Source organism: Janibacter cremeus (assembly GCF_029395675.1).
GTDB classification, from domain to species: Bacteria; Actinomycetota; Actinomycetes; order Actinomycetales; family Dermatophilaceae; genus Janibacter; species Janibacter cremeus_A.
Genome location: NZ_CP115184.1, coordinates 3,235,639 through 3,259,201, shown reverse-complemented (window position 1 = coordinate 3,259,201; position 23,563 = coordinate 3,235,639). Strand labels below are relative to the sequence as shown.

The 23,563-nt window shown below is 69.3% G+C and carries 31 protein-coding genes; 3 read left to right on the top strand and 28 right to left on the bottom strand.

Features of this window, described 5'->3' with window-relative positions; genetic code table 11:
• Positions 1–203 precede the first annotated feature (203 nt).
• Both O9K63_RS15620 and O9K63_RS15615 read left to right on the top strand, forming a co-directional pair.
• On the top strand, positions 204–1,889 hold the full coding sequence (locus O9K63_RS15620; protein ID WP_277239331.1) for a BCCT family transporter: 1,686 nt from the start codon (positions 204–206) through the stop codon (positions 1,887–1,889).
• Positions 1,890–1,964: 75 nt separating this feature from the next.
• The gene (locus tag O9K63_RS15615; protein ID WP_277239329.1) at positions 1,965–3,494 is read left to right on the top strand and encodes a CPBP family intramembrane glutamic endopeptidase; all 1,530 of its coding nucleotides are present in this window, start codon (positions 1,965–1,967) and stop codon (positions 3,492–3,494) included.
• Between the two features lie 4 nt (positions 3,495–3,498).
• Here the strand turns inward: O9K63_RS15615 and meaB are convergent, their stop codons facing one another.
• Genes meaB through O9K63_RS15600 form a run of 3 tightly spaced genes read right to left on the bottom strand, consistent with a single transcriptional unit; the run spans position 3,499 to position 8,568 of the window.
• Entirely contained in the window at positions 3,499–4,494 is a 996-nt protein-coding gene (gene meaB / locus O9K63_RS15610) for a methylmalonyl Co-A mutase-associated GTPase MeaB (RefSeq protein WP_277239327.1), read from the bottom strand.
• On the bottom strand, positions 4,487–6,694 hold the full coding sequence (gene scpA, locus O9K63_RS15605; RefSeq protein ID WP_277239325.1) for a methylmalonyl-CoA mutase: 2,208 nt from the start codon (positions 6,692–6,694) through the stop codon (positions 4,487–4,489). Before scpA ends, meaB begins: the two co-directional genes overlap by 8 nt.
• Positions 6,691–8,568, bottom strand: coding sequence for a methylmalonyl-CoA mutase subunit beta (locus O9K63_RS15600; RefSeq protein WP_277239323.1), 1,878 nt, complete (start codon positions 8,566–8,568; stop codon positions 6,691–6,693). Before O9K63_RS15600 ends, scpA begins: the two co-directional genes overlap by 4 nt.
• 231 nt (positions 8,569–8,799) lie before the next feature.
• Between O9K63_RS15600 and O9K63_RS15595 the strand changes: the two genes are divergently transcribed.
• Positions 8,800–9,357 (top strand): dihydrofolate reductase family protein, encoded by a 558-nt coding sequence (locus O9K63_RS15595; protein ID WP_277239321.1) that lies wholly within the window; start codon positions 8,800–8,802, stop codon positions 9,355–9,357.
• Between the two features lie 10 nt (positions 9,358–9,367).
• Here O9K63_RS15595 and map read toward each other — a convergent pair whose 3' ends face one another.
• The 25 genes from map to O9K63_RS15470 form a co-directional block, all read right to left on the bottom strand.
• Complete coding sequence (gene map, locus O9K63_RS15590; protein WP_277239319.1) at positions 9,368–10,216, bottom strand: type I methionyl aminopeptidase; 849 nt, start codon at positions 10,214–10,216, stop codon at positions 9,368–9,370.
• 17 nt (positions 10,217–10,233) lie between these two features.
• The gene (locus tag O9K63_RS15585; RefSeq protein ID WP_277239316.1) at positions 10,234–10,797 is read right to left on the bottom strand and encodes an adenylate kinase; all 564 of its coding nucleotides are present in this window, start codon (positions 10,795–10,797) and stop codon (positions 10,234–10,236) included.
• Positions 10,797–12,122, bottom strand: a complete 1,326-nt coding sequence (gene secY, locus O9K63_RS15580; protein ID WP_277239314.1) for a preprotein translocase subunit SecY — start codon at positions 12,120–12,122, stop codon at positions 10,797–10,799. Before secY ends, O9K63_RS15585 begins: the two co-directional genes overlap by 1 nt.
• Positions 12,123–12,332: 210 nt before the next feature.
• Positions 12,333–12,821 (bottom strand): 50S ribosomal protein L15, encoded by a 489-nt coding sequence (gene rplO, locus O9K63_RS15575; protein ID WP_277239312.1) that lies wholly within the window; start codon positions 12,819–12,821, stop codon positions 12,333–12,335.
• 2 nt (positions 12,822–12,823) lie between these two features.
• Positions 12,824–13,006, bottom strand: coding sequence for a 50S ribosomal protein L30 (rpmD, locus tag O9K63_RS15570; RefSeq protein WP_277239310.1), 183 nt, complete (start codon positions 13,004–13,006; stop codon positions 12,824–12,826).
• The gene (rpsE, locus tag O9K63_RS15565; protein WP_277239308.1) at positions 13,006–13,665 is read right to left on the bottom strand and encodes a 30S ribosomal protein S5; all 660 of its coding nucleotides are present in this window, start codon (positions 13,663–13,665) and stop codon (positions 13,006–13,008) included. The genes rpmD and rpsE overlap by 1 nt, the downstream gene beginning before the upstream one ends.
• Positions 13,666–13,699: 34 nt before the next feature.
• Positions 13,700–14,074, bottom strand: a complete 375-nt coding sequence (gene rplR, locus O9K63_RS15560) for a 50S ribosomal protein L18 (protein ID WP_277239306.1) — start codon at positions 14,072–14,074, stop codon at positions 13,700–13,702.
• Between the two features lie 3 nt (positions 14,075–14,077).
• Complete coding sequence (gene rplF / locus O9K63_RS15555) at positions 14,078–14,614, bottom strand: 50S ribosomal protein L6 (protein ID WP_277239305.1); 537 nt, start codon at positions 14,612–14,614, stop codon at positions 14,078–14,080.
• Between the two features lie 12 nt (positions 14,615–14,626).
• Positions 14,627–15,025 (bottom strand): 30S ribosomal protein S8, encoded by a 399-nt coding sequence (gene rpsH / locus O9K63_RS15550; RefSeq protein ID WP_277239304.1) that lies wholly within the window; start codon positions 15,023–15,025, stop codon positions 14,627–14,629.
• A gap of 142 nt (positions 15,026–15,167) precedes the next feature.
• Positions 15,168–15,353, bottom strand: a complete 186-nt coding sequence (locus O9K63_RS15545) for a type Z 30S ribosomal protein S14 (RefSeq protein WP_007924699.1) — start codon at positions 15,351–15,353, stop codon at positions 15,168–15,170.
• A gap of 1 nt (position 15,354) precedes the next feature.
• On the bottom strand, positions 15,355–15,924 hold the full coding sequence (gene rplE / locus O9K63_RS15540; RefSeq protein ID WP_277239300.1) for a 50S ribosomal protein L5: 570 nt from the start codon (positions 15,922–15,924) through the stop codon (positions 15,355–15,357).
• A 1-nt stretch (position 15,925) separates the two neighbouring features.
• Complete coding sequence (gene rplX, locus O9K63_RS15535; RefSeq protein ID WP_277239299.1) at positions 15,926–16,264, bottom strand: 50S ribosomal protein L24; 339 nt, start codon at positions 16,262–16,264, stop codon at positions 15,926–15,928.
• Positions 16,265–16,267: 3 nt separating this feature from the next.
• Positions 16,268–16,636 (bottom strand): 50S ribosomal protein L14, encoded by a 369-nt coding sequence (gene rplN, locus O9K63_RS15530; RefSeq protein ID WP_277239297.1) that lies wholly within the window; start codon positions 16,634–16,636, stop codon positions 16,268–16,270.
• A gap of 180 nt (positions 16,637–16,816) precedes the next feature.
• The gene (gene rpsQ / locus O9K63_RS15525) at positions 16,817–17,110 is read right to left on the bottom strand and encodes a 30S ribosomal protein S17 (protein WP_277239295.1); all 294 of its coding nucleotides are present in this window, start codon (positions 17,108–17,110) and stop codon (positions 16,817–16,819) included.
• A complete protein-coding gene (gene rpmC / locus O9K63_RS15520; RefSeq protein ID WP_277239293.1) occupies positions 17,107–17,352 on the bottom strand; it encodes a 50S ribosomal protein L29 in 246 nt (81 codons plus the stop codon). The genes rpsQ and rpmC overlap by 4 nt, the downstream gene beginning before the upstream one ends.
• Complete coding sequence (gene rplP, locus O9K63_RS15515) at positions 17,352–17,771, bottom strand: 50S ribosomal protein L16 (protein WP_277239291.1); 420 nt, start codon at positions 17,769–17,771, stop codon at positions 17,352–17,354. Before rplP ends, rpmC begins: the two co-directional genes overlap by 1 nt.
• 1 nt (position 17,772) lies before the next feature.
• On the bottom strand, positions 17,773–18,597 hold the full coding sequence (rpsC, locus tag O9K63_RS15510; RefSeq protein WP_277239289.1) for a 30S ribosomal protein S3: 825 nt from the start codon (positions 18,595–18,597) through the stop codon (positions 17,773–17,775).
• Positions 18,597–18,974, bottom strand: a complete 378-nt coding sequence (rplV, locus tag O9K63_RS15505) for a 50S ribosomal protein L22 (protein ID WP_277242340.1) — start codon at positions 18,972–18,974, stop codon at positions 18,597–18,599. Before rplV ends, rpsC begins: the two co-directional genes overlap by 1 nt.
• Positions 18,975–19,006: 32 nt before the next feature.
• Positions 19,007–19,288, bottom strand: a complete 282-nt coding sequence (gene rpsS, locus O9K63_RS15500) for a 30S ribosomal protein S19 (RefSeq protein ID WP_277239287.1) — start codon at positions 19,286–19,288, stop codon at positions 19,007–19,009.
• Between the two features lie 15 nt (positions 19,289–19,303).
• The gene (rplB, locus tag O9K63_RS15495; protein ID WP_277239285.1) at positions 19,304–20,140 is read right to left on the bottom strand and encodes a 50S ribosomal protein L2; all 837 of its coding nucleotides are present in this window, start codon (positions 20,138–20,140) and stop codon (positions 19,304–19,306) included.
• A 22-nt stretch (positions 20,141–20,162) separates the two neighbouring features.
• The gene (gene rplW, locus O9K63_RS15490) at positions 20,163–20,477 is read right to left on the bottom strand and encodes a 50S ribosomal protein L23 (RefSeq protein WP_431190333.1); all 315 of its coding nucleotides are present in this window, start codon (positions 20,475–20,477) and stop codon (positions 20,163–20,165) included.
• Positions 20,474–21,115: a 50S ribosomal protein L4 gene (rplD, locus tag O9K63_RS15485; RefSeq protein WP_277239283.1), complete on the bottom strand. Its 642-nt coding sequence runs from the start codon at positions 21,113–21,115 to the stop codon at positions 20,474–20,476. Before rplD ends, rplW begins: the two co-directional genes overlap by 4 nt.
• 1 nt (position 21,116) lies before the next feature.
• Positions 21,117–21,773 (bottom strand): 50S ribosomal protein L3, encoded by a 657-nt coding sequence (gene rplC / locus O9K63_RS15480; protein ID WP_277239281.1) that lies wholly within the window; start codon positions 21,771–21,773, stop codon positions 21,117–21,119.
• 17 nt (positions 21,774–21,790) lie between these two features.
• A complete protein-coding gene (gene rpsJ, locus O9K63_RS15475; protein WP_185990536.1) occupies positions 21,791–22,099 on the bottom strand; it encodes a 30S ribosomal protein S10 in 309 nt (102 codons plus the stop codon).
• A 324-nt stretch (positions 22,100–22,423) separates the two neighbouring features.
• Entirely contained in the window at positions 22,424–23,533 is a 1,110-nt protein-coding gene (locus tag O9K63_RS15470) for a YihY/virulence factor BrkB family protein (protein ID WP_277239280.1), read from the bottom strand.
• Positions 23,534–23,563: the final 30 nt, after the last annotated feature.

The window sequence follows — 23,563 nt, the reverse complement described above, 5'->3', positions numbered from 1 at the left end:
GCCACACCGCCTCGCCTCCCGGCACACAGCAGGAAGGCAGACAGACGTGACCGACAGTCAAGAGTACGGCACGGGGTCGTCCGCAGTGAAATCGTCACGCTCTCAGTACGCCGCTCGCGCCCCATCCCGACTAGTGTCGACGACCACCGGACGCACCCCCGGCCTCCCGGGGTGGCGTCACAGGACGACTGGAAGGCCGGACGATGCAAGCCTTGGCACGCAAGCTCGGACTGCGGACCCAACCGACGATCTTCTTCGTCTCGGCGGGGCTCATGGTCGTCTTCCTCATACTCCTGCTGCTCTTCCCCGATCAGCTCAACAAGAGCTTCGGCGCCGGCCGCGAGTGGATCGTCACCAACCTCGGGTGGTACTTCATCTTCGGCGTCACCGCGTGGTTCATCATCCTCCTCGCCGTCGCCTTCAGCCCCTACGGGCAGGTCCAGCTCGGCCGCAAGGACGAACCGCCGGAGTACAGCTTCCCCTCGTGGTTCGCCATGCTCTTCGCCGGCGGTATCGGCACCATCCTGATGTTCTGGGGTGTGGCCGAGCCGATCTCGCACTTCTCCACACCGCCGAAAGCGGGTGTGGAGCCGTACACCGTCGAGGCGGCCCAGGACGGGATGAACTTCGCCCTGTACCACCTGAGCCTGCACACCTGGGCGATCTTCTGCCTGCCGGGTCTCGCCTTCGCCTACTTCATCCACCGCTACGAGCTCCCGGTGCGGGTCAGCTCGGTGTTCTACCCCTTCCTCAAGGACGGCATCTACGGCCCGATCGGGCGGGCCATCGACATCACCGCCATCCTCGGCACCCTCTTCGGCGTCGCGGTCTCCATCGGGCTGGGCACCTCGCAGATCGGCGCCGGTCTGGGCGAGCTCTTCGGGTGGGCCAACGACACGACGCTGCAGGTCCTCATCGTCATCGTCCTCACCACGGTGGCCGTCACCTCGATCGTCCGCGGCCTGGACAAGGGCGTGAAGGTCCTGTCGAACATCAACATCCTCATGGCCATCGGCCTGATGATCTTCGTCTTCCTCACCGGCGGGATGACCCTCTTCCTCCTCCGGCAACTCTTCGAGACCACCGGCAACTTCGTCTCCGAGCTGCCCCAGCTCATGCTCTGGAACGACGCGATGGCCAACATCACCAAGGACGACGGCTGGGGCTGGCAGGGCGGTTGGACCGTCTTCTACTGGGCCTGGACGGTCAGCTGGGCCCCCTTCATGGGGATCTTCCTCGCCCGCATCTCCAAGGGGCGCACGGTGCGCGAGTTCATCCTGGGTGTGCTCTTCGCGCCGAGCATCTTCACCATCATCTGGTTCGTCATCTTCGGCTGGTCGGCGCTGCGTATCGACGGCATGGACGGCTCGGAGGGACCGATCTCGGCTGCGGTGGCGGAGTCCGTGCCGCTGTCGATGTTCGCCTTCTTCGAGAACTACCCATTGACGACGTTCATCCAGGGCTTCGCCGTGGTCATCGTCGCGATCTTCTTCGCGACCAGCTCCGACTCCGCGTCCCTCGTCGTCGACATGCTCTGCACCGGTGACGGCGACGCCGGCCCGACCCGCCAGCGCGTCTTCTGGGGCGTCAGCGAGGGCGTCCTCGCCGCGCTGCTCATCGTGCTGGCCGGGGACGAGGGGCTCAACGCCCTGCAACAGGTGATCACCGTCGTCGGGCTACCGATGTTCACCCTGATGTTCCTCGCGGGCATCAGCTTCCTCGTCGCCCTGCGCAAGGAGAACCTGCAGTTCGTCACGAAGGTCCGCGGCGTCCCGGAGGAGGCGGTCTTCGCCGGCAGGGAGGCTCTCGACCGGGGTGAGGTCTCCGGCGAGCAGCCCGTGACGCAGCAGGACGCCACCGCCGATGACAGGAGCGACGTCCCCAGGTGACCCGCCGGCGTCACCCGGACAGCGGCGGTCGGCCCCACGGTGGGGTCGGCCGCCGCGGTCCGTACGATCGACCCCATGACTGGTCCGCGCCTTGCCCTCGTCGGGGACCCGGAGTGGGCCGGCGTCGAGCACGCCCGCCGCGCCCTGGCCGCCGTCCTGCCCGAGGCCTCGGTCGAGCTGCTGCCCCCCGGTGCCGATCCCTCCCCCGACGTGGACGGCCTCTGGCTGCTCGCTCCCCCGCCCGCGGCCTCCCCGCAGGTCCACGACACCACCACGGCGCGCGCCCTGGAGCTCCACGTCCCCCTCGTCGGTCCCGTGGCCGGCGAAGGGGGGGCCACCCCCTTCGTGCATGCGGTGCCCGGCTCCCGTCTGGCTGGGATCGTCGGGGCCGGCCCGCTCGACCTGCCGCAGGCGATCGCCGGCGGGCGTGCGGCGCGCGACTACGTCGACGCCCCGGGCACCGTGTGGTTCCCCGAGGCCCACCGGGGGTCGCAGCCGGCGACCGTGCGCGCGGCGGGCGCCCCCTTCGTCGCCCTGACCGACTACCCGCTGGCCACGGACGCCGGGGTCCACCCGCTGCTGCTGGACTTCGCGTCGACCGTCCGCGGACGGGCGGCCGGTCGGCTCCCCTCGCTCCCGTACGGCCCCGCCGGCGCGCCGATGGCCCCACCCCGGCGCCGGAGGTCCCTGCGGGCACTGCCCGACGACGAGCCACGCAGCTATGTGCACCAGATGCGCACGGAGGGCTACCGCTGGTGGCGACCGCTGCTGGCGCTGGCGCTGGGCGTCGGCGTCTTCATCTTCGAGCTGCTCGCCCTGACCATCATCTGGCTGGTCGTCGACCCGGCGATGCGCGACCCGGACCTGAGCATGGCGCAGATCGACCTCACCGCGCCCGTGACGATGCTCATGGGCAACCTCATGCTCATCGCGCTCATCCCGGCCACCCTCGTGGCGACGCGGCTGGGTCACTGGCGACCGATGGGCAAGCTGCTGTCGGTGACCGGCCGGATCCGGTGGCGGTGGCTGGGACGCGCCAGCCTGGTCACGCTCGTCGTCTGGGGGGCGTACATCGTCCTGGGATGGTTCGTGGAGGGCGGTGAGGTCACCGAGCGGCCCGATCACTGGCCGTGGCTGATCCTCATCACCCTGCTCACCACGCCGTTCCAGGCCGCGGCCGAGGAGATCGCCTTCCGCGGCGGGCTGCTGCAGGGGGTCGGGGCCTGGATCAAGAAGCCGGTCGTCGCACTGGCCGTCGGCACCGCGCTGTCCGTGGTGCTCTTCGCCCTGGCCCACGCCTCGTTGGACCCGTGGGTCCTGCTGCAGCTGGGTGCCATGGGCTTCGCCACGTGCTACCTGACCTGGCGCACCGGCGGACTGGAGGCGGCGATCGTGCTGCACACGGTCAACAACGTCGTCCTCATCGTCCTGCTCACCCTCGTCGGTGGGCTCGAGGGCGCCTACATCACCGACACGACGACCAGTGACGCCGCCGCGGGCGGGCTCGGCGGGATCGCCACCCTGATCATGATGGCGATCCTGCTCCACCAGGCCCGGCGCGCCGGGATCGCCCCTCGCACGATGGGCGCACCGGCGGAGGGCTGAGGGATCAGTCCCGGTCGGAGAGGTCGGCCGAGAAGGCGGCGATGATGCGCTCGGCGCCCTCCACGGCAGTCACCTGACCGGCGCGCACGCCGGGCGTGATCTCGGTGAGCAGCTCGCGCACCCGGGGCGAGTGCCGGACCGCGTCACGCAGCTCGGCGTCGACCATGGCCCACATCCACTCGCGCTGCTGCTCGGCGCGACGACTGTGCAGCGAGCCCTGCGACTCGAGCCACGCGCGGTGCTCCAGGACGGCGTCCCAGACCTCGTCGAGGCCGTCACCGGTCTGGGCGCTGCACGTGAGCACCGGCGGACGGCGTCCCTGCGGGTCCGGGTTCATCAGGCGCATCGCGCCGGACAGCTCACGGGCGGCGACGCGTGCGTCGCCGGCATGCTCCCCGTCCGCCTTGTTGACCGCGATGACGTCGGCCATCTCGAGGATGCCGCGCTTGATCCCCTGGAGCTGGTCACCGCCGCGGGCCAGCGCCAGCATGAGGAAGGTGTCGACCATCTCCGCGACGGCGACCTCCGACTGCCCGACACCGACCGTCTCGACGAGCACGACGTCGTGGCCGGCTGCCTCGAGGACGAGCATCGACTCGCGGGTCGCGCGGGCCACTCCCCCGAGGTGCGCCCCCGACGGGGACGGGCGCACGAAGGCGTCGTCGCTCGCCGTCAGCCGCGCCATCCGGGTCCGGTCACCGAGCACGGACCCGCCGGTGCGGGCGCTGCTCGGGTCCACGGCCACGACCGCGACGCGGTGCCCCTTCTCGATCAGCCGGATGCCGAGCGCATCGATGAAGGTCGACTTGCCGGCACCGGGGATGCCGGAGATGCCCACCCGCAACCCGTGGCCGGTATCGACGGCGAGCTCGGCGAGCAGCGCCTTCGAGCGTGCCCGGTGGTCCGGACGGGAGGACTCGACGAGCGTGATCGCCCGGGCGATGTGCGCCCGAGAGCGGGCGCGCACCCCCGCCGCGAGGTCGGCGACCGACTCAGCCATGGGCGGCGGCGGCCCGCTCCCGCAGCTGGTCGACCAGACCGCCGGCGGCGCTGGCGATGACGGTGCCCGGGGGGTAGATGTCGTCGGCACCGGCGGCCCGCAGCTCCTCGAAGTCCTGCTTCGGGATGACCCCGCCGACGACGATCATCAGGTCCTGGCGGCCGAGCTCGTCCAGCTCGGCCCGCAGCGCCGGCACGAGGGACAGGTGCCCCGCGGCCAGCGAGGAGACCCCGACCACGTGCACGTCGCCCTCGACCGCCTGGCGCGCCACCTCGGCCGGGGTCTGGAAGAGGGGGCCCACGTCGACGTCGAAGCCGAGGTCGGCGAAGGCGGTCGCGATGACCTTCTGGCCGCGGTCGTGCCCGTCCTGGCCCATCTTGGCCACGAGGATGCGCGGGCGACGGCCCTCGGCCTGCTCGAACTCCTCGACCTTGGCCTGGACCTCCTCGACGGCTCCGCCCGCCCCTGCTTCGTCCCGGTACACACCGGAGATGGTACGGATCTGCGCGGTGTAGCGCCCGTAGACCTTCTCCAGCGCGGAGGAGATCTCACCGACGGTGGCCTTCGCGCGCGCGGCGTCGATGGCCAGCGCGAGCAGGTTGGTCTCCATGGTGCCGCCATCGGCCCTCGCACCCTCGGTCAGGGCGGCGAGGGCGGACTGGGTCTGCTCCTCGTCGCGCTCGGCCCGCAGCCGCTCGATCCCGGCGATCTGCGACGCGCGCACGGCGGCGTTGTCCACCTTCAGGATCTCGATGGGCTCGTCCTCGTCGACGGGATAGGTGTTGATCCCGATCAGCGGCTGCTGCCCCGAGTCGATCCGCGCCTGGGTCCGGGCGGCCGCCTCCTCGATGCGCATCTTGGGGATGCCGGCCTCGATGGCCTTGGCCATACCGCCGGCCTTCTCGACCTCCTCGATGTGTGCGAGGGCGCGCTGGGCGAGGTCGTGGGTCAGCCGCTCGACGTAGGCGCTGCCACCCCACGGGTCGACGACCCTCGTCGTGCCCGACTCCTGCTGGAGCACCAGCTGGGTGTTGCGCGCGATGCGCGCCGAGAAGTCGGTCGGCAGGGCGATCGCCTCGTCGAGGGCGTTGGTGTGCAGGCTCTGGGTGTGCCCCTGGGTCGCGGCCATCGCCTCGACGCAGGTGCGCACGACGTTGTTGTAGACGTCCTGCGCCGTCAGGCTCCAGCCGGAGGTCTGCGAGTGCGTGCGCAGGGAGAGCGACTTCGGGTTCTCCGGGCCGAAGTTCTCCTTGACCAGGCGCGCCCACAGCAGGCGGGCCGCACGCAGCTTCGCGACCTCCATGTAGAAGTTCATCCCGATGGCCCAGAAGAAGGACAACCGCGGTGCGAACGCGTCGACGTCCAGCCCCGCCTCCTTCCCCGCCCGGATGTACTCGATGCCGTCGGCGAGGGTGTAGGCCAGCTCGAGGTCCTGCGTGGCCCCGGCCTCCTGCATGTGGTAGCCGGAGATGGAGATCGAGTTGAAGCGCGGCATCTTCGTGCTGGTGTAGGCGAAGATGTCGGAGATGATCCGCATCGAGGGCAGCGGTGGGTAGATGTAGGTGTTGCGGACCATGAACTCCTTGAGGATGTCGTTCTGGATGGTGCCGCTCAGCTGCTCCGGGCTCACCCCCTGCTCCTCGGCCGCGACGACGTAGAGGGCGAGGATCGGCAGCACCGCGCCGTTCATGGTCATCGACACGCTCATCCGGTCCAGCGGGATGCCGCTGAAGAGCGTGCGCATGTCGTAGATCGAGTCGATGGCCACACCGGCCATGCCGACATCGCCGGAGACGCGGGGGTGGTCGCTGTCGTACCCGCGGTGCGTCGCGAGGTCGAAGGCGACCGAAAGGCCCTTCTGCCCGGCGGCGAGGTTGCGGCGGTAGAACGCGTTGGACTCCTCGGCGGTGGAGAAGCCGGCGTACTGCCGGACCGTCCACGGCTGGTTGACGTACATGGTCGGGTACGGGCCACGGAGGAAGGGTGCCTTGCCCGGGACCGTGCGCAGGAAGTCCAGGTCGTCGGTGTCCTCCTCGGTGTACACCGGGGCGACCTCGATGTGCTCCGGGGTCGTCCAGCCGTCGGCAGCCCCCGGGGTCGCCTCCAGCGCCTCCTGCCAGCGCTGCTGCCCGTCGGGTGCGGGTGCGCCGTCGCCGAGCTCGACCGTGTCGAAAGTGGGGATGGGGTGCGCGTACCTCATGCGTTCGCTCCTACCTGCTGGGCGCCGACGTGATCGAGGAGGTCGCCCAGGAAGGCGACGATGTTCATGCCCGCGACGATCTCGCCGTCGACGGTCGCGTCGGGCGCCTCGCCCGCGGGTCCGGCGAGGACGACCCGCTCGACGCCTGCGGCGCGCAGGGCCCGGGTGGTCGGACCGGCCAGACCCTCGTAGCCCTTCAGCGAGGACGCGAGCACGGCGACCTTCGCCCCCTTCGCCGACTCGACCGCGTCGGTGATGTCGTCGGCGGTCGCCACCTCGACGGTCGCGGGGCGGATGCCGGCGACACCGAGGAGGTTGGCGACGAAGCTGACCCGGGTGGTGTGCTCGCGCGGGGAGCCGAGTGCGAGGACCGGCACGGAGACATCGCCGGTGGCGGTGCGCGCACGCAGGTCCTCGAAGACCTGCCCGTCGCGTCGACGGGGCAGCCCCTCGGCGGCCACCTGTGCCCGCGGGGTGCGCTCGAGGAGCTGCTCCCCCGCCAGCGGGAAGGTCGAGGTGCCGGTCAGCGGCAGCTCACGGGTGGCCAGGTCCGCGTCCCGTGCAGCGCGCGTCGCCGCCAGGCGCTCGGCGACGGCACCGGAGGCCAGCGAGGCCGCGGCCCCACCCGCGGCGTCGAGCTCGCCGAACCAGGTCCACGCCGCACGGGCGAGGTCGTCGGTGAGCGTCTCGACGTAGTTGGAGCCTCCGGCCGGGTCGGCGACCCGGGCGACGTTGGACTCGGCCGCGAGGATCGACTGGGTGTTGCGGGCCACCCTGCGGGAGAAGGGGGTCGGCAGCCCGAGCACGTGGTCGTAGGGCAGCACGGTGATGGCATCGGCGCCGCCGGCGGAGGCCGCGAGGCAGGCGATCGTGTCGCGCAGGATGTTGACCCACGGGTCGGTGCGCGTCTGCATGCGCCAGGAGGTCACGGCGTGGACCCACGCGCCGCGATCGGCCTGCGGCACCTCGAGGACCTCACCGATGCGCGCCCACGTACGACGCAGGGCGCGCAGCTTGGCGATCGTGACGAACTGGTCGGCGGTCGCCGCGACGCGGAACTCGATCCGGCGGAAGACCTCGGCGGCCGGGACCCCGGCGGCGGTCAGGTGGCGCACGTAGTCCAGTGCGGTCGCGAGGGCGAGGGCGATCTCGTCCTGGTCACTGGCTCCGGCGTCGTGGTGGACGCGGGTGTCGACGGTGATCGCCCGCACGCCGGTCCAGCGCTCGGCGCACAGTGCGACCGCGTCCGCGAGCGGGGCGAGGTCAGGGGCACCGCCCACGGCGGCGGCCAGGCCGATCGGGTCGTGGCCGAGGCTGCCGCGCACGACGGCGGGGTCGACCCCCTTCGCCTCCCACGCGGAGACGAGCGCGGCCGCGGCGGCGGGCTGGTCGGTCCACGAGGAGACCGTCACGGGGGCGAGATCGACCATGACGTCGGCGAGGACCTCCGCGACGTCGTCGGCAGCGATGCCGTCGTCACCGACGTGCAGCCAGACGGCGCTGACGCCCCGCTCGAGGTCCTCGAGGACCGCCCTGCGGCTGGTCGTGGCGTCCGGGTCGTCGTGCAGCTGGCACACGTGCCACGGCAGGTCCGGGTCGCGCGGTCCCCGGCCACGGGTGAAGGGCATCGCGCCGGGCAGGCCCAGGCTGCGCTCCTGCGGCCAGTAGATCGGGTCGATCCGCAGACCACCGGGCAGCTCGCTCGAGAGCGCGTCGACTGCACCGGGCCCGTCGACCGCGGCGTCGTCGCTCCGGGACCTGTTGACCACCGCTGCGGCCATGTCGGCCCAGGTGTCCGGATCGGCCGGGGGAAAACCCGCGGCCAGGCTCAGGACGTCATCGGCTCCGGAGGGACTGTCAGGGGGAATGGTCATCCTCGAGGTGCTCCTCATCGACACGACGCCGTCGGCTCGGCAGACGGCATGACTGACTTCGCACCCTACCGATCGGCGTGGCCGCGGGGACGTGCCGTCCGCGTCGCGTGCGCCACACCGGAACACGTCGTGCCCCGGGCCGCGCAGGTGTTGCCCCCGGCCGCCGGGCGCGCCACCGTGAGAGGGGCGGGGACGGTGGTTGCCTCACCACGATCCACGAAGGAGAGAGCGATGGGACGTCTGAGCTACGGGATGCTCGTCTCGCTCGACGGCTACGTCCGCGGCCCCGACGGGTCCCTCGACTGGACCGAGCCGGACGCGCAGCTGCACGAGCACTTCAACCGGATCCAGGCCGCCAGCGCGCTGGAGGTCTACGGTCGCCACATGTGGGAGACGATGCGTTACTGGCAGGATCCGCCGGCCGCCGACCTCGAGTCACCCCAGTACCGCGGCTTCGCGCAGGCCTGGCAGGACACCGACAAGGTGGTCGTCTCCCGATCGCTCTCGTCGGTCGACGCGCCCCGCACCCGACTGTGGTCACGGCTGGATGTCGGGGCGCTGCGTGAGCTGGTCGCATCCGCCGCCGGGGACGTCTCGATCAGCGGCCCGACGCTCGCCGCCGGTGCCCTGCGCGCCGGGCTGGTCGACGAGGTCCGCGCCTACGTCATCCCACACGTGCTCGGGGGTGGGCTGCGATTCCTGCCGGACGGCTACACAACGCCGTTGCGGCTGCGCAGCGAACGTCGGTTCGCCGGAGGGACCGTCGAGCTGGTCTACGACGTCGGGTGAGGAGCGCCGGTCAGTCCAGGGGGCCGAAGGGGGCGCCGCGAGCGGTCAGCTCGGCCTCGCCACCGTCGAGGGCCGTGAGCACCCAGATGCCGCGCTCGGTCAGCGCGACCGAGTGCTCCCAGTGCGCTGCGGGCAGCGCGGAGTCGGTGACGACCGTCCAGTCGTCGGCCAGCACGTGGTTGGCCTCGGCGCCGAGCGTGATCATCGGTTCGATGGCGATGGTGCTGCCCACCGGCGTGCCCGGGGCCCGCCCACGGATGCGGTAGTTGGGCACCATGGGCGGCAGGTGCATCTGCTCACCGATGCCGTGACCGGTGTAGTCCTCGACGATGCCGTACTCGACGCCGTCGGCACGCGCGTCCGTGTGCACCGAGTCCTCGACCGCGCCGCCGACGTCGTTGAGGTCGCCTCCGCGGCGGAGGGCGGCGATACCGGCCCACAGGGAGCGGCGGGTGACCTCGGACAGGCGGGCCGCGGCCGGGTCGCCCGCCTGCGCACCACCGACGACGACGGTGATCGCCGCGTCGCCGTTCCACCCCTCGACCTCTGCACCACAGTCGATGCTCAACAGGTCCCCCTCGCGCAGCACACGGTCCCCGGGGATGCCGTGGACGATCTCCTCGTTGACCGAGGTGCACAGGGTGTGCTCGTAGCCGGGCACGAGCTGGAAGTTGGGGATCCCGCCGCCGCTGCGGATGTGGTCCTCCGCCAGCGCGTCGAGATGCCCCGTGGTCATGCCCGGTCGAATCTCCTCCTGGAGCATCGCCAGGGTGCGTCCGACGAGCAGGCCCGCGACGCGCATGGCCCGCAGCTGCTGCGGGGTGCGCGCACGGACCCGCTCACGTGCGAAGAGACCCACGGGACGACTCCCGCCGGTCAGGAACCGAGGGCGTCGAGGATGCGCCGGGCGACCTCGTCGACCTCACCGACCCCGTCGACCCGGACCAGCAGCCCGCGCTGGTCGTAGGCCGCGGAGAGGGGCTCGGTCTCGCGGTGGTAGAGCGCCATCCGCTCGCGGATGACCTCCTCGGTGTCGTCGACGCGTCCCTCGACCTCGGCGCGCTTGAGCAGTCGGCCGACGACGACCTCGTCGTCGACGACGAGCTCGAGCACCTTGTCGACCTGCTGGCCGGACTCGGCGAGCATCTCGTCGAGAGCGGCCACCTGCGCGGTGGTGCGCGGGTAGCCGTCGAGCAGGAATCCGCGCGAGGCGTCCTCCTGCTGCAGGCGGTCGGCCACGATCGCGTTGGTGACCTCGTCGGAGACGTAGCCGCCGGAGGCGAGGATCTCCTTGACCTGCTTGCCGAGCTCGGTCTCGTTCTTGATGTTGGCCCGGAAGATGTCGCCGGTCGAGATCGCGGGGATCTCGTAGTGCTCGGCGATCCGGCTGGCCTGGGTGCCCTTGCCGGCCCCGGGGGGGCCCAGAATGATCAGACGCATCAGCGCAGGAATCCTTCGTAGTGGTGTTGCTGGAGCTGGGACTCGATCTGCTTCACCGTGTCGAGACCGACGCCCACCATGATGAGGATAGACGCACCGCCGAACGGGAAGTCACGGTTGGCCCCGATCAGCACGAAGGCGATGAGCGGGATCAGTGAGACCAAGGCGAGGTAGATGGCACCCGGCACGGTGATGCGGGTGATGACGTACCTGAGGTACTCGGCCGTGGGTCGCCCGGCCCGGATACCGGGGATGAAACCCCCGTACTTCTTCATGTTGTCCGCGACCTCGTTCGGGTTGAACGTGATCGAGACGTAGAAGAAGGTGAAGAACAGGATCATGACCGTGTAGACGGCCATGTAGATCGGGTGGTCGCCCTGCACCAGGTAGGTGTTGATCCAGTCGACGTAGGCGGGGTTGTTGCCCTGGGGATCCGACTGGAACTGGGCCACCATCTGCGGCAGCGCGAGCATCGAGCTGGCGAAGATGATCGGGATCACGTTGGCCATGTTGACCTTGATCGGGATGTACGTGGAGGTCCCGCCGTACATCTGGCGACCGACCATCTTCTTCGCGTACTGCACGGGCACGCGCCGCTGCGACTGCTCGACGAAGACGACGGCGGCCATGATCAGCAGCCCGATGATGATGACGAGGATGAACAGGTCCCAGCGGTCGTCGCGCTGCTGGATGGCCCACAGCGAACCGGGGAAGGTGGCGGTGATGGAGGTGAAGATCAGCAGGGACATGCCGTTGCCGACACCCTTGTCCGTGATCAGCTCACCGAGCCACATGATCAGGCCCGTGCCGGCGGTCATCGTCAGCACCATGAAGACGGTGTCCAGGACGTTGTCGCGGTAGAGGATCTGGGTGCAGTTGGCGTTGCCGAAGAGGGCAGCGGGGTTCTGCGCGAAGGTCACGAAGGTCGCGGACTGGAGCACCGCCAGCCCGATCGTCAGGTACCGCGTGTACTGGGTCATCTTGGCCTGACCCTGCTGGCCCTCCTGCTTCAGCGCCTCGAAGCGGGGGATGACGACCGTGAGCAGCTGCACGATGATGCTCGCGGTGATGTAGGGCATGATCCCCAGCGCGAAGATCGACAGCTGCATCAGCGCGCCACCGCTGAAGAGGTTGGCCATGCCGAGCAGCTGGTTGCCGGCGTCCCCCTGGCGGGCGCCGTCGATGCACTCCTGGACGGCCGAGTAGTTCACGTTCGGCGTCGGCACGAAGGTCCCCAGACGGAAGAGCATGACGATGCCCAGCGTGAAGAGCAGCTTTCGCCGCAGATCGGGCGTCTTGAACGCCCGAGTGAAGACGGAGAGCACGTGGATCCTCCATGAACGGTGCCGTCGGTGCCGTGGGATGCAGATGGACCGGTTGGGTATCGGCCGCCGTGCGGCGGCACAACCTGACAGACGATACCTGCCGTGGGTCAGGGGGTCGCGCGGGGACCCGGGTGCTGCGGGACACGCCGGGCGGAGACGCCTCGAGGCCGCCCCGCGAGCGGGACGGCCTCGAGCAGGGACCGAAGGGGGTCAGCGTGCGGTGACGCTGCCGCCGGCCGCCTCGATCTTCTCCTTGGCGCTCGCGGAGAAGGCATCCACCGTGAGGTCGACCTTCACCGAGATCTCGCCGGAGCCGAGCACCTTGACCAGATGGCCGTCGCGGACGGCTCCCTTGGCCACGAGCTCGTCGACGCCGATGGCGCCACCCTCCGGGAAGAGCGCCGAGATGCGGTCGAGGTTGACGACCTGGTACTCGGTCTTGAACTTGTTGTTGAAGCCGCGGAGCTTGGGCAGACGCATGTGCAGCGGCGTCTGACCGCCCTCGAAGCGGGCCGGCACCTGGTACCGGGCCTTGGTGCCCTTGGTACCGCGGCCGGCGGTCTTGCCCTTCGAGGCCTCACCGCGACCCACACGGGTCTTCGCGGTCTTCGCCCCGGGGGCCGGGCGCAGGTGGTGCACCTTCAGCGCGGGTGCGTCCGCCTGCTCCCCCGGCGTGGGGTTGGCCTTGGAGTCAGCCATGATCAGTCAACCTCCTCGACGGTCACCAGGTGGCGAACCGTCTGGACCATGCCGCGGAACTCCGGGCGGTCCTCCTTGACGACGATGTCGCCGATGCGCTTCAGACCGATGCTGCGCAGCGTGTCACGCTGACGCTTGGTACCACCGATCTCCGAACGGGTCTGGGTCACCTTCAGCTGAGCCATCAGGCACCCGCCTTCGCCTTGTCGGCAGCCTCTGCGCGGCCAGCAGCCTGGGCGCGCAGCATGGCGGCCGGGGCCACCTCGTCCAGGGGCAGACCGCGGCGGGCCGCGACGGCCTCCGGGCGCTCGAGGCCCTTGAGGGCCGCGACCACCGCGTGGACGATGTTGATCGCGTTGTCCGAGCCGAGCGACTTGCTCAGCACGTCGTGGATGCCGGCGCACTCGAGCACGGCGCGCACGGAACCACCGGCGATGACACCGGTACCGGGCGATGCCGGGCGGAGCATGACGACACCGGCCGCGTCCTCGCCGACGATCGGGTGCGGGATGGTGCCCTGGATGCGCGGGACGGTGAAGAAGTTCTTCTTCGCCTCCTCGACACCCTTGGCGATCGCGGAGGGGACCTCCTTGGCCTTGCCGTAGCCGACACCGACGGTGCCGTCGCCGTCACCGACGACGACCAGGGCGGTGAAGCTGAAGCGACGACCACCCTTGACGACCTTGGCGACGCGGTTGATGGTCACAACCCGCTCGAGGTACTGGCTTTCGTTGCGGTCGCGGCCACCGCCGCGGCCTCCGCCGCCACGGTTGTCACGACGATCGTTGTTGGAGCGCTCGTTGGTGCCAGCGGCACCGGCGCCTCGACGCTGGGGTCCGGGCATCAGATGTTCCTCTTCTCGACGTTCTGGGTCTGCATCACAGCGCCAGACCCCCTTCGCGGGCACCATCGGCGATCGCGGCGACGCGACCGTGGTACCGGTTGCCGCCCCGGTCGAAGACGACGGCCTCGATGCCGGCGGACTTGGCCCGCTCGGCCACGAGCTCGCCGACCCTCCTGGCCCGCGCGGTCTTGTCGCCGTCCAGTGCACGCACGTCGGCCTCCATGGTCGACGCCGAGGCGACGGTCTTGCCGACGGTGTCGTCGACGACCTGGACGAAGACGTGGCGGCTGCTGCGGTTGACCACCAGGCGCGGACGCGCCGCGGTACCGGTGACCTTCTTGCGCACGCGCAGGTGGCGACGACCACGAGCGGCGCTCTTGCCCTTGGCTCGCTTGACGATCATTGCCATGGCTTACTTACCAGCCTTTCCGACCTTGCGACGGATCTGCTCGCCCTCGTACCGAACACCCTTGCCCTTGTACGGGTCGGGGCGGCGGAGCTTGCGGATGTTGGCAGCGGTCTCACCGACCAGCTGCTTGTCGATGCCCTGCACGGCGAAGCGGGTCGGGTTCTCGACCGTGAAGCTGATCCCCTCGGGCGCCTCGACGACGACCGGGTGGCTGTACCCGAGCGCGAACTCCAGGGAGTTGCCCTTGTGCTGCACGCGGTAACCGGTGCCGTGGATCTCGAGCTTCTTCTCGTAGCCGTCGGTGACACCGACGACCATGTTGTTGATGAGGCTGCGGGAGAGCCCGTGGAGCGAACGCGACTCGCGCTCGTCGTCGGGGCGGGAGACCTCGACGCCATCCTCGGTCCGGGCGACCGTGATCGGCTCGGTCACGGTCGTCTGCAGCTCACCCTTGGGGCCCTTGACCGTGACGGTCTGGCCATCGATGGTGATGTCGACACCGCTGGGGATGGCGACAGGGAGTCGTCCGATACGCGACATGTCTGCTTCCCCTTACCAGACGTAGGCGAGGACTTCCCCGCCCACACCCTTGGTTGCGGCCTGCTTGTCGGTCAGGAGGCCGGAGGACGTGGAGATGATCGCCACGCCCAGGCCGCCGAGAACCTTCGGCAGGTTGGTGGACTTCGCGTACACGCGCAGACCGGGCTTGGACACCCGGCGCACGCCCGCGATGGAACGCTCACGGTTCGGGCCGTACTTGAGGGAGATCTCCAGCGTCTTGCCGACGGTGGCCTCCTCGACGGTCCACCCCGCGATGAAACCCTCCGCCTGGAGGATCTCCGCGATGTGCGACTTCAACTTGGAGTACGGCATGGAGACCTCGTCGTGGTGCGCCGAGTTGGCGTTCCGCACGCGGGTCAGCATGTCCGCAATCGGGTCGGTCATGGTCATGGGCTCTGCCTGCCCTCTCTCATCGCGGTTTCACCCTGAGGGGCGACCTTCGATGTAGGAGTTCTTGGATGTGGCCCTTCGGACGAAGGGAGCCACGCGGGTTGTGGGGGTGCCTGGGGAGCGAGGCCCCCCGAGCGGACGTCTACCAGCTGGACTTGGTCACGCCGGGAAGCTCACCGCGGTGGGCCATCTCACGAAGGCACACGCGGCACAGGCCGAACTTGCGGTAGACCGAGTGCGGCCGGCCGCAGCGCTGGCACCGCGTGTAACCGCGGACCTTGAACTTCGGCTTCTTGTTCGCCTTGTTGATCAGGGCGGTCTTGGCCATCTCAGTTCTCCTTGAAGGGGAAGCCCAGCGCCTTCAGCAGCGCGCGGCCCTCGTCGTCGTTCGTGGCGGTCGTGACCACGGTGATGTCCATGCCACGGACGCGATCGATCTTGTCCTGGTTGATCTCGTGGAACATCGACTGCTCGGTCAGACCGAAGGTGTAGTTGCCGTTGCCGTCGAACTGCTTCGGGCTCAGGCCACGGAAGTCACGGATGCGGGGCAGCGCGACCGAGGTGAGGCGGTCGAGGAACTCCCACATGCGCGCACCGCGCAGGGTGGTGTGCGCACCGATCGGCATGCCCTCACGCAGCTTGAACTGCGCGATGGACTTGCGGGCCTTGGTCACCTGCGGCTTCTGACCGGTGATGGCGGTCAGGTCGCGGATGGCGCCCTCGATCAGCTTGCTGTCCTTGGCGGCATCACCGACGCCCATGTTCACGACGACCTTCACGACGCGGGGAACCTGCATCGGGTTGGTGTAGCCGAACTGGTCGTTCAGCGAGGGAACGACCGTCTCGGCGTACTTCGTCTTCAGTCGCGGGGTCGCGGGGCTGGTCATGGTCTCAGTCATCTCAGAGGTCCTTGCCCGAGCGCACCGCGACACGGGTGCGGCTCGCCTTGGTGCGTCCGTCACGCTCGACGGACTCGACGCGGGTCTTGACGCGGGTCGGCTTGTTGTCCTCCGGGTCGACGATGGCCACGTTGCTCACGTGGATCGGCGCCTCGGTGACGACCAGACCGCCGGCCTGGCCGCCGAAGCCGGCCTTGGTGTGGCGGGTGACCCGCTGGACACCCTCGACCACGACGCGCTGGGTCTCGGTGCTGACCGAGATGACCTTGCCCTGCAGGCCCTTGTCCTTGCCGGACAGGACCTGGACGAGGTCGCCCTTCTTGATCTTGAGCTTGCTCATGGGTCAGATCACCTCCGGTGCGAGCGAGACGATCTTCATGAACTTCTTGTCGCGAAGCTCGCGACCGACCGGCCCGAAGATGCGCGTCCCGCGCGGCTCGCCATCAGCCTTGAGGATGACGGCAGCGTTCTCGTCGAACTTGATGTACGAACCGTCGACGCGGCGGCTCTCCTTGGTCGTGCGGACGATCACCGCCTTGACGATGTCGCCCTTCTTGACGTTGCCGCCGGGGATGGCGTCCTTGACGGTGGCGACGATGGTGTCGCCGACGCCGGCGTACCGGCGGCCGGAGCCACCGAGCACGCGGATGCACAAGATCTGCTTGGCACCGGTGTTGTCGGCGACGCGCAGTCGCGACTCCTGCTGGATCACTTCTCACTCCTGTCGTCGTGCTGGTTCTCCTGCCCGGGCGAACCCGGACGGAGCCTTGCCGAACTGGACTTTCGGTCTGTGGGAGAGGGAACTCGTTCCCTCTCGATCCCTGACTCCCTACGCGGCGATGCCACGCGGGTCGTCAGGGGAGCATCCTGGGGACGACGTCCCCAGGACCTATTACTTGGCCTTCTCGAGGATCTCGACCAGGCGCCAGCGCTTGCTGGCCGACAGCGGCCGCGTCTCCATGATGACGACGTGGTCGCCGATGCCGGCGGTGTTCTCCTCGTCGTGCACCTTGACCTTCTCGGTCCGGCGCATGACCTTGCCGTACAGGGCGTGCTTGACGCGGTCCTCGACCTGGACGACAACGGTCTTGTCCATCTTGTCGCTGACGACGTAGCCGCGACGCGTCTTGCGGTCGTTCCGCTCTGGGGTGGAGCTCACGGGGCCTTCTTTCACATTCTCGCTCATTTCGCGTCACCGGACCCGATGCTGCTTCCAATTCCAAGCTCGCGCTCACGCATCTCGGTGTAGATCCGGGCGATGTCCTTGCGGACCGCGCGCAGACGGCCGTGGTTGTCCAGCTGGCCGGTCGCCGACTGGAAGCGGAGGTTGAACAACTCCTCCTTGCCCTTGCGCAGCTCGTCGACCAGACGGTCATCGGTCAGCTCACGCAGGTCCGCCGGGGTCAGGTCCTTGGATCCGACTGCCATCAGTTGTCACCACCCTCACGCGCGACGAAGCGGCACTTCATCGGCAACTTGTGCATCGCCAGGCGCATCGCCTCGCGCGCCACGTTCTCGTCGACACCGGAGATCTCGAACATGATCCGGCCCGGCTTGACATTGGCCACCCACCACTCGGGCGAGCCCTTGCCGGAACCCATGCGGGTCTCAGCCGGCTTCTTGGTCAGCGGACGGTCCGGGTAGATGTTGATCCAGACCTTGCCGCCACGCTTCATGTAACGCGTCATGGCGATACGAGCCGCCTCGATCTGACGGTTCGTGACGTAGGCCGGGTCCAGAGCCTGGAGGCCGTAGTCACCGAAGGAGACGGTGGTGCCGCCCTTCGACATGCCCGAGCGCTTCGGGTGGTGCTGCTTGCGGTGCTTGACCCGTCGGGGGATCAACATCTCAGGACTCTCCCTCGGTCTTGGCCGGAGCCTCGGCGGCGGGGGCCTCAGCCGAGGCGGCGGCCTGGGCCGGCGCCTCCTTGCTGCGGTCGCCACCACGCCGGGCGCGGGCGGGACGGTCGTCACGTTCGCGACGCGGGCCACGACCACGCGGAGCGGCGGACGCCTGCTGGGCCGCGAACTCCTTCTCGGTCATGTCGCCCTTGTAGATCCAGACCTTGACGCCGATGCGGCCGAAGGTCGTGCGGGCCTCGTAGAAGCCGTAGTCGATGTTCGCGCGGAGGGTGTGCAGCGGGACGCGACCCTCGCGGTAGAACTCGGAGCGGGACATCTCGGCACCACCGAGGCGACCGGAGCACTGGATCCGGATGCCCTTGGCACCGGCGCGGAGGGAGGACTGCATCCCCTTGCGCATGGCGCGACGGAAGGTGACGCGAGCAGCGAGCTGCTCGGCGATGCCCTGGGCGACGAGCTGGGCCTCGATCTCGGGGTTCTTGACCTCGAGGATGTTCAGCTGGACCTGCTTGCCGGTGAGCTTCTCGAGCTCACCGCGGATGCGGTCGGCCTCGGCGCCACGGCGACCGATGACGATCCCCGGACGCGCGGTGTGGATGTCCACCCGCACGCGGTCCCGGGTGCGCTCGATCTCGACGCGGGCGATCCCGGCGCGCTCCATGCCCGTGGACAGGAGCTTGCGGATCGCCACGTCCTCCTTGACGTAGTCGCGGTAACGCTGACCCTCCTTGTTGGAGTCGGCGAACCAGCGGCTCTTGTGGTCGTTGGTGATGCCCAGACGGAAGCCGTGCGGGTTGATCTTCTGACCCATCAGCGGGTCCCTCCCTTCGCGGCCTTCTCAGGCTTGCTCGTCACGAGGACGGTGATGTGGCTGGTGCGCTTGTTGATCCGGCCGGCGCGGCCCTGGGCCCGCGGACGGAAACGCTTCATCGTCGGGCCCTCGTCGACGTAGGCCGAGGTGACGAGGAGGTTGCGCTCGTCGAACGGCTCCCCCGCCTCGTCGGCCTTGACGCGCAGGTTGGCGATCGCGCTGTTCAGGACCTTCAGGATCGGCTCGGCCGCACCCTGGGGGGCGAACTGGAGCGTCGCGATCGCGGTCTGGGTGTCCTTGCCGCGGATCAGGTCGACGACGCGGCGCGCCTTCATCGGCGTGACGCGCACGTGGCGTGCGGAGGCACGGGCGACCAGGGCCTCCTGCTCGGTGGTGTCGGTGGCAGGCATCAGCGACGACGTCCCTTCTTGTCGTCCTTCACGTGGCCGCGGAAGGTGCGGGTCGGGGCGAACTCACCGAGCTTGTGGCCGACCATCGCCTCGGTGACGAACACCGGGACGTGCTTGCGGCCGTCGTGCACGGCGAGGGTGTGGCCGAGCATGTCCGGCGAGACCACCGAACGGCGCGACCAGGTCTTGATGACGTTCTTGCTGCCCGCTTCGTTCTGGGCGTCCACCTTCTTCTGGAGGTGGTCGTCGATGAAGGGGCCCTTCTTCAAACTACGAGGCATTTCCCAATGCTCCTATCAGCGCTTCTTGCCGGTGCGGCGGCGACGGACGATGAGCTTGTCGCTCGCCTTGCCGGGACGCCGGGTACGACCCTCGGGCTGGCCCCAGGGCGAGACGGGGTGGCGACCGCCGGACGTGCGGCCCTCGCCACCACCGTGCGGGTGGTCGACCGGGTTCATCACGACACCGCGGACGGTGGGGCGCTTGCCCTTCCACCGCATGCGGCCGGCCTTGCCCCAACGGATGTTGGTCTGCTCGGCGTTGCCGACCTGACCGATGGTCGCGCGGCAGCGGGCGTCGACGCGACGGACCTCGCCGGAGGGCATGCGCAGCGTGGCGTACTGACCCTCCTTGGCGAGCAGCTGGATGCTGGCACCGGCGGAGCGGGCCAGCTTGGCGCCGCCGCCCGGACGCAGCTCGACCGCGTGGACGGTCGTACCGGCCGGGATGTTGCGCAGCGGCAGGTTGTTGCCGACCTTGATGTCCGCGCCCGGGCCGTTCTCGACGGCCGCACCCTGACCGAGGCGGTTCGGCGCCAGGATGTAGCGCTTCTCCCCGTCGGCGTAGTGCAGCAGCGCGATGCGGGCGGTGCGGTTCGGGTCGTACTCGATGTGCGCGACCTTCGCGGGGACGCCGTCCTTGTCGTGGCGACGGAAGTCGATGACGCGGTAGGCACGCTTGTGGCCACCACCGATGTGACGGCTGGTGATACGACCGGAGGCGTTGCGTCCACCGGACTTGCTCAGCGGACGGACCAGCGACTTCTCCGGAGCGTCACGCGTGACCTCGACGAAGTCGGCGACGGAGCTGGCGCGGCGACCGGGAGTGGTCGGCTTGTACTTGCGGATACCCATTGGTTCTTCCTTGTCCTCTCCGTCAGCCCTGGCCGCCGAAGATGTCGATCGTGCCCTCGCGGAGGGTGACGATCGCGCGCTTCGTGTCCTTGCGCTTACCGGTACCGAACCTCGTGCGCCGGGCCTTGCCGACACGGTTCATGGTGTGCACGGAGTCGACCTTGACGTCGAAGATCTGCTCGACGGCGATCTTGATCTCCGTCTTGTTCGCCCGCGGGTCGACGATGAAGGTGTACTTCCCCTCGTCGAGCAGGCCGTAGGACTTCTCGGACACGACGGGACGGATGAGGATGTCGCGCGGGTCCTTGGTCTGGGAACCTGAACTGATCTGGCTCACTTGGCAGTCCCCTCTGTCTTGGGCGCGAGGAAGCCCTCGAGCGCCGCCTGGGTGAAGACGATGTCGTCGGCGCAGAGCACGTCGTAGGTGTTGAGCTGGTCGGCGAAGAGGACGTGGACGTCGGCGAGGTTGCGCACCGACTTCCACGCGGTCTCGTTGCCGCGCTCGATCACGACGAGCAGGTTCTTGCGCTCGGTGAGTCCGCCGAGGACGGACGTGACGCCCTTCGTCGATGGGGTGTCGCCCTCGACGAGCGAGCTGAGGACGTGGATGCGGCCGTGGCGCGCCCGGTCGGAGAGGGCACCGCGCAGGGCGGCGGCCTTCATCTTCTTGGGGGTGCGCTGACCGTAGTCACGCGGCTGCGGGCCGTGGACGATGCCACCGCCGGCGAACTGCGGCGCACGGATCGAGCCCTGGCGGGCGCGGCCGGTCCCCTTCTGGCGGTAGGGCTTGATGCCACCGCCGCGGACCTCGGCCCGGGTCTTGGTCTTGTGCGTGCCCCGGCGCGCGGCGGCGAGCTGGGCGACGACGACCTGGTGGATCAGCGGGACGTTGACCTGCACGTCGAAGATCTCGGCGGGCAGCTCGACGGTGCCGGAGGTCGACCCCTGCGGGCTGATGATGTCGATGGTCGGCACGTCAGGCTCCCTTCGCTGCAGCGCGGACGAGGACGATGCCACCGCGGGGGCCGGGGACGGCGCCCTTGACGAGCAGCAGGCCCTTGTCGGCGTCGACCGCGTGGATCGTGAGGTTCTGGGTGGTCTGGCGCTCGCCGCCCATGCGGCCGGCCATGCGCATCCCCTTGAAGACGCGGCCCGGGGTGGCGCAGCCACCGATCGAGCCCGGCTTGCGGTGGTTGCGGTGGGCACCGTGCGAGGCGCTGACACCGGCGAACCCGTGGCGCTTCATGACGCCCGCGAAGCCCTTGCCCTTGGTCGTGCCGGTGACGTCGACCTCCTGGCCGACCTCGAACAGCTCGACGGTGACCTCCTGGCCGAGGCTGTACTCGGAGGCGTCGCTCGTGCGCAGCTCGACGAGGTGACGGCGCGGGGTGGCGCCGGCCTTGGCAAAGTGGCCGCTGGTGGGCTGGTTGACCTTGCGGGGGTCGATCGCGCCGTAGGCGAGCTGGACGGCCTCGTAGCCGTCGGTCTCGGTGGTGCGGATCTGGGTGACGACGCACGGCCCGGCCTGGACGACGGTCACGGGGACGAGGCGGTTCTCCTCGTCCCAGACCTGCGTCATGCCGAGCTTCTCGCCGAGGACGCCCTTGACGGTCTTGGTCATGGTGGTGGTCATGTCTCGTCTCTCCCGGATCAGAGCTTGATCTCGATGTTGACGTCAGCCGGGAGGTCGAGACGCATCAGCGAGTCGACGGCCTTGGGCGTCGGGTCGATGATGTCGATGAGGCGCTTGTGGGTGCGCATCTCGAAGTGCTCGCGGCTGTCCTTGTACTTGTGCGGCGACCGGATGACGCAGAACACGTTCTTCTCCGTCGGCAGCGGCACGGGGCCGATAACCGTCGCGCCGGCACGGGTCACGGTGTCGACGATCTTTCGCGCCGAGTTGTCGATGACCTCGTGGTCATACGACTTCAACCGGATGCGGATCTTCTGTCCCGCCATCTGTGCTTCCGTCTCTCTCTCGCCGTCTTGCCTGGTCTGTGTGGGTCCGCCCTGGCCTCCGACCCACGCGGTCGGGTGTGTCGCACCCGCTCCGCGGCCCGACGACGAGCCCGGGGGCCACGTCGTGCGGTCTTGGTCAGCGACCCGGTGGAACCGGATCATGCTCTCGTCCGATGTGTCGCCCCGCGCAGGACGCGGTTCGATGCGTTGTCATCGGGAGGGCGGCACCTCCATGACCAGGGCAAATCCGATCACGGCGTCACCGCTCAACAAGCAACCTGAACAGTGTGCCAGAGCGTGGGACCGCAGTCCAAATCGAGGGAGTCAGTCCCGGCGGATGTCCTCGTCGGCCAGCGCCGCGGCGGACCTGCCGTGGTCGTGCAGGCCCTGGATGCGCAGCGAGCGGGCCTGCTCGAGGTCCGCCTCGCGCTTCTCGGCGGCGGCGTCGGACTTCGTCGTGTCGCGGACCTCGAGGACGAGACCACCCTCGACGGCCTCGCCGACACGCAACTGGCGGGAGCGCTCGAGCTCGGCGTCGAACTCGGCACCGAGGAGCAGCACGTTGTTGAGGATCCACAGCCACAGCAGGAAGACGATGACGCCGGCCAGCGAGCCGTAGGTGGCGTTGTACGAGCCGAAGTTCGAGACGTAGAAGAAGAAGCCCATCGAGGCGATGATCGCCACGACGATCGCCAGGGCGGCCCCCGGGCTGAGCCAGCGGAAGGGACGCTGCACGTTCGGCGTCGCGAAGTAGAGCAGGCCGATCATGAAGATCGCCATGAGCAGGATGACCGGCCACTTCGCGAGGTTCCACGTCGTCACCGCGGCCTCCCCGAGACCGATCGTCTCACCGATGGCGCGGGCCAGACCGCCGCTGACGGCGATGCCCAGCACGGAGACTGCGGCGAGCAGCAGCAGCACGGCCGTGATGCCCAGCTGGGCGGGGCGCAGCTTGATGAAGCCACGGCCCTCCTCCACGCCGTGCACCCTGTTCAGCGCGCGACCGAAGGCGCCGACGTACCCGGACGCCGTCCACAGGGCACCACCCAGACCGACGACGAGTCCGATACCGGCCGCCGGGGAGTTGACCATCTGGTCCAACGGTCCGGAGATCGTCTCGATCGCCTTGTCCCCGTTGCCCTGGCTGAGCTGGGTGATGACGTCCAGGACGGTCTCCTTCGTCTCCTCCGGCTCACCGACGAGGCCGAGGATGGAGACGAGAGCCAGCATCGCCGGGAAGATCGAGAGCACCGAGAAGTAGGTCAGGGCGGCCGCGAGGTCCGTGCACCCGTCGCTGGAGAACTCCTTCAGCGCCCGCTTGGCCGCGAAGGCCCAGTGCCGCCCCGGCAGCGTGCGCAGCGGAGCGCGCTCGGGCAGCTCGGAGCGGACTGCGACATCGCCCCCCGTCCCGGGGGTGGGGACCTCAGGTGCCATGGTCGACGGAGACCTCCGTGATCGGGTGCG

Excerpts from the sequence above, each read along its gene's own strand:
- O9K63_RS15545 (WP_007924699.1), bottom strand. The coding sequence starts at position 15,353 with ATGGCCAAGACCGCCCTGATCAACAAGGCGAACAAGAAGCCGAAGTTC.
- rplE (WP_277239300.1), bottom strand. The coding sequence starts at position 15,924 with ATGACTGAGACCATGACCAGCCCCGCGACCCCGCGACTGAAGACGAAG.
- O9K63_RS15470 (WP_277239280.1), bottom strand. The coding sequence starts at position 23,533 with ATGGCACCTGAGGTCCCCACCCCCGGGACGGGGGGCGATGTCGCAGTC.
- O9K63_RS15620 (WP_277239331.1), top strand. The coding sequence starts at position 204 with ATGCAAGCCTTGGCACGCAAGCTCGGACTGCGGACCCAACCGACGATC.
- rpsH (WP_277239304.1), bottom strand. The coding sequence starts at position 15,025 with ATGACCATGACCGACCCGATTGCGGACATGCTGACCCGCGTGCGGAAC.
- rplO (WP_277239312.1), bottom strand. The coding sequence starts at position 12,821 with ATGGCTGACTCCAAGGCCAACCCCACGCCGGGGGAGCAGGCGGACGCA.
- rplC (WP_277239281.1), bottom strand. The coding sequence starts at position 21,773 with ATGACCACCACCATGACCAAGACCGTCAAGGGCGTCCTCGGCGAGAAG.
- scpA (WP_277239325.1), bottom strand. The coding sequence starts at position 6,694 with ATGAGGTACGCGCACCCCATCCCCACTTTCGACACGGTCGAGCTCGGC.
- O9K63_RS15600 (WP_277239323.1), bottom strand. The coding sequence starts at position 8,568 with ATGACCATTCCCCCTGACAGTCCCTCCGGAGCCGATGACGTCCTGAGC.
- rplX (WP_277239299.1), bottom strand. The coding sequence starts at position 16,264 with ATGAGCAAGCTCAAGATCAAGAAGGGCGACCTCGTCCAGGTCCTGTCC.
- rplR (WP_277239306.1), bottom strand. The coding sequence starts at position 14,074 with ATGGCAATGATCGTCAAGCGAGCCAAGGGCAAGAGCGCCGCTCGTGGT.
- meaB (WP_277239327.1), bottom strand. The coding sequence starts at position 4,494 with ATGGCTGAGTCGGTCGCCGACCTCGCGGCGGGGGTGCGCGCCCGCTCT.
- O9K63_RS15595 (WP_277239321.1), top strand. The coding sequence starts at position 8,800 with ATGGGACGTCTGAGCTACGGGATGCTCGTCTCGCTCGACGGCTACGTC.
- rpmD (WP_277239310.1), bottom strand. The coding sequence starts at position 13,006 with ATGGCTCAGCTGAAGGTGACCCAGACCCGTTCGGAGATCGGTGGTACC.
- O9K63_RS15615 (WP_277239329.1), top strand. The coding sequence starts at position 1,965 with ATGACTGGTCCGCGCCTTGCCCTCGTCGGGGACCCGGAGTGGGCCGGC.
- rpsQ (WP_277239295.1), bottom strand. The coding sequence starts at position 17,110 with ATGAGCGAGAATGTGAAAGAAGGCCCCGTGAGCTCCACCCCAGAGCGG.
- rpsE (WP_277239308.1), bottom strand. The coding sequence starts at position 13,665 with ATGCCCGGACCCCAGCGTCGAGGCGCCGGTGCCGCTGGCACCAACGAG.
- rpsJ (WP_185990536.1), bottom strand. The coding sequence starts at position 22,099 with ATGGCGGGACAGAAGATCCGCATCCGGTTGAAGTCGTATGACCACGAG.
- rplB (WP_277239285.1), bottom strand. The coding sequence starts at position 20,140 with ATGGGTATCCGCAAGTACAAGCCGACCACTCCCGGTCGCCGCGCCAGC.
- rplF (WP_277239305.1), bottom strand. The coding sequence starts at position 14,614 with ATGTCGCGTATCGGACGACTCCCTGTCGCCATCCCCAGCGGTGTCGAC.
- rplP (WP_277239291.1), bottom strand. The coding sequence starts at position 17,771 with ATGTTGATCCCCCGACGGGTCAAGCACCGCAAGCAGCACCACCCGAAG.
- rpsS (WP_277239287.1), bottom strand. The coding sequence starts at position 19,288 with ATGCCTCGTAGTTTGAAGAAGGGCCCCTTCATCGACGACCACCTCCAG.
- rpmC (WP_277239293.1), bottom strand. The coding sequence starts at position 17,352 with ATGGCAGTCGGATCCAAGGACCTGACCCCGGCGGACCTGCGTGAGCTG.
- rpsC (WP_277239289.1), bottom strand. The coding sequence starts at position 18,597 with ATGGGTCAGAAGATCAACCCGCACGGCTTCCGTCTGGGCATCACCAAC.
- O9K63_RS15585 (WP_277239316.1), bottom strand. The coding sequence starts at position 10,797 with ATGCGTCTGATCATTCTGGGCCCCCCCGGGGCCGGCAAGGGCACCCAG.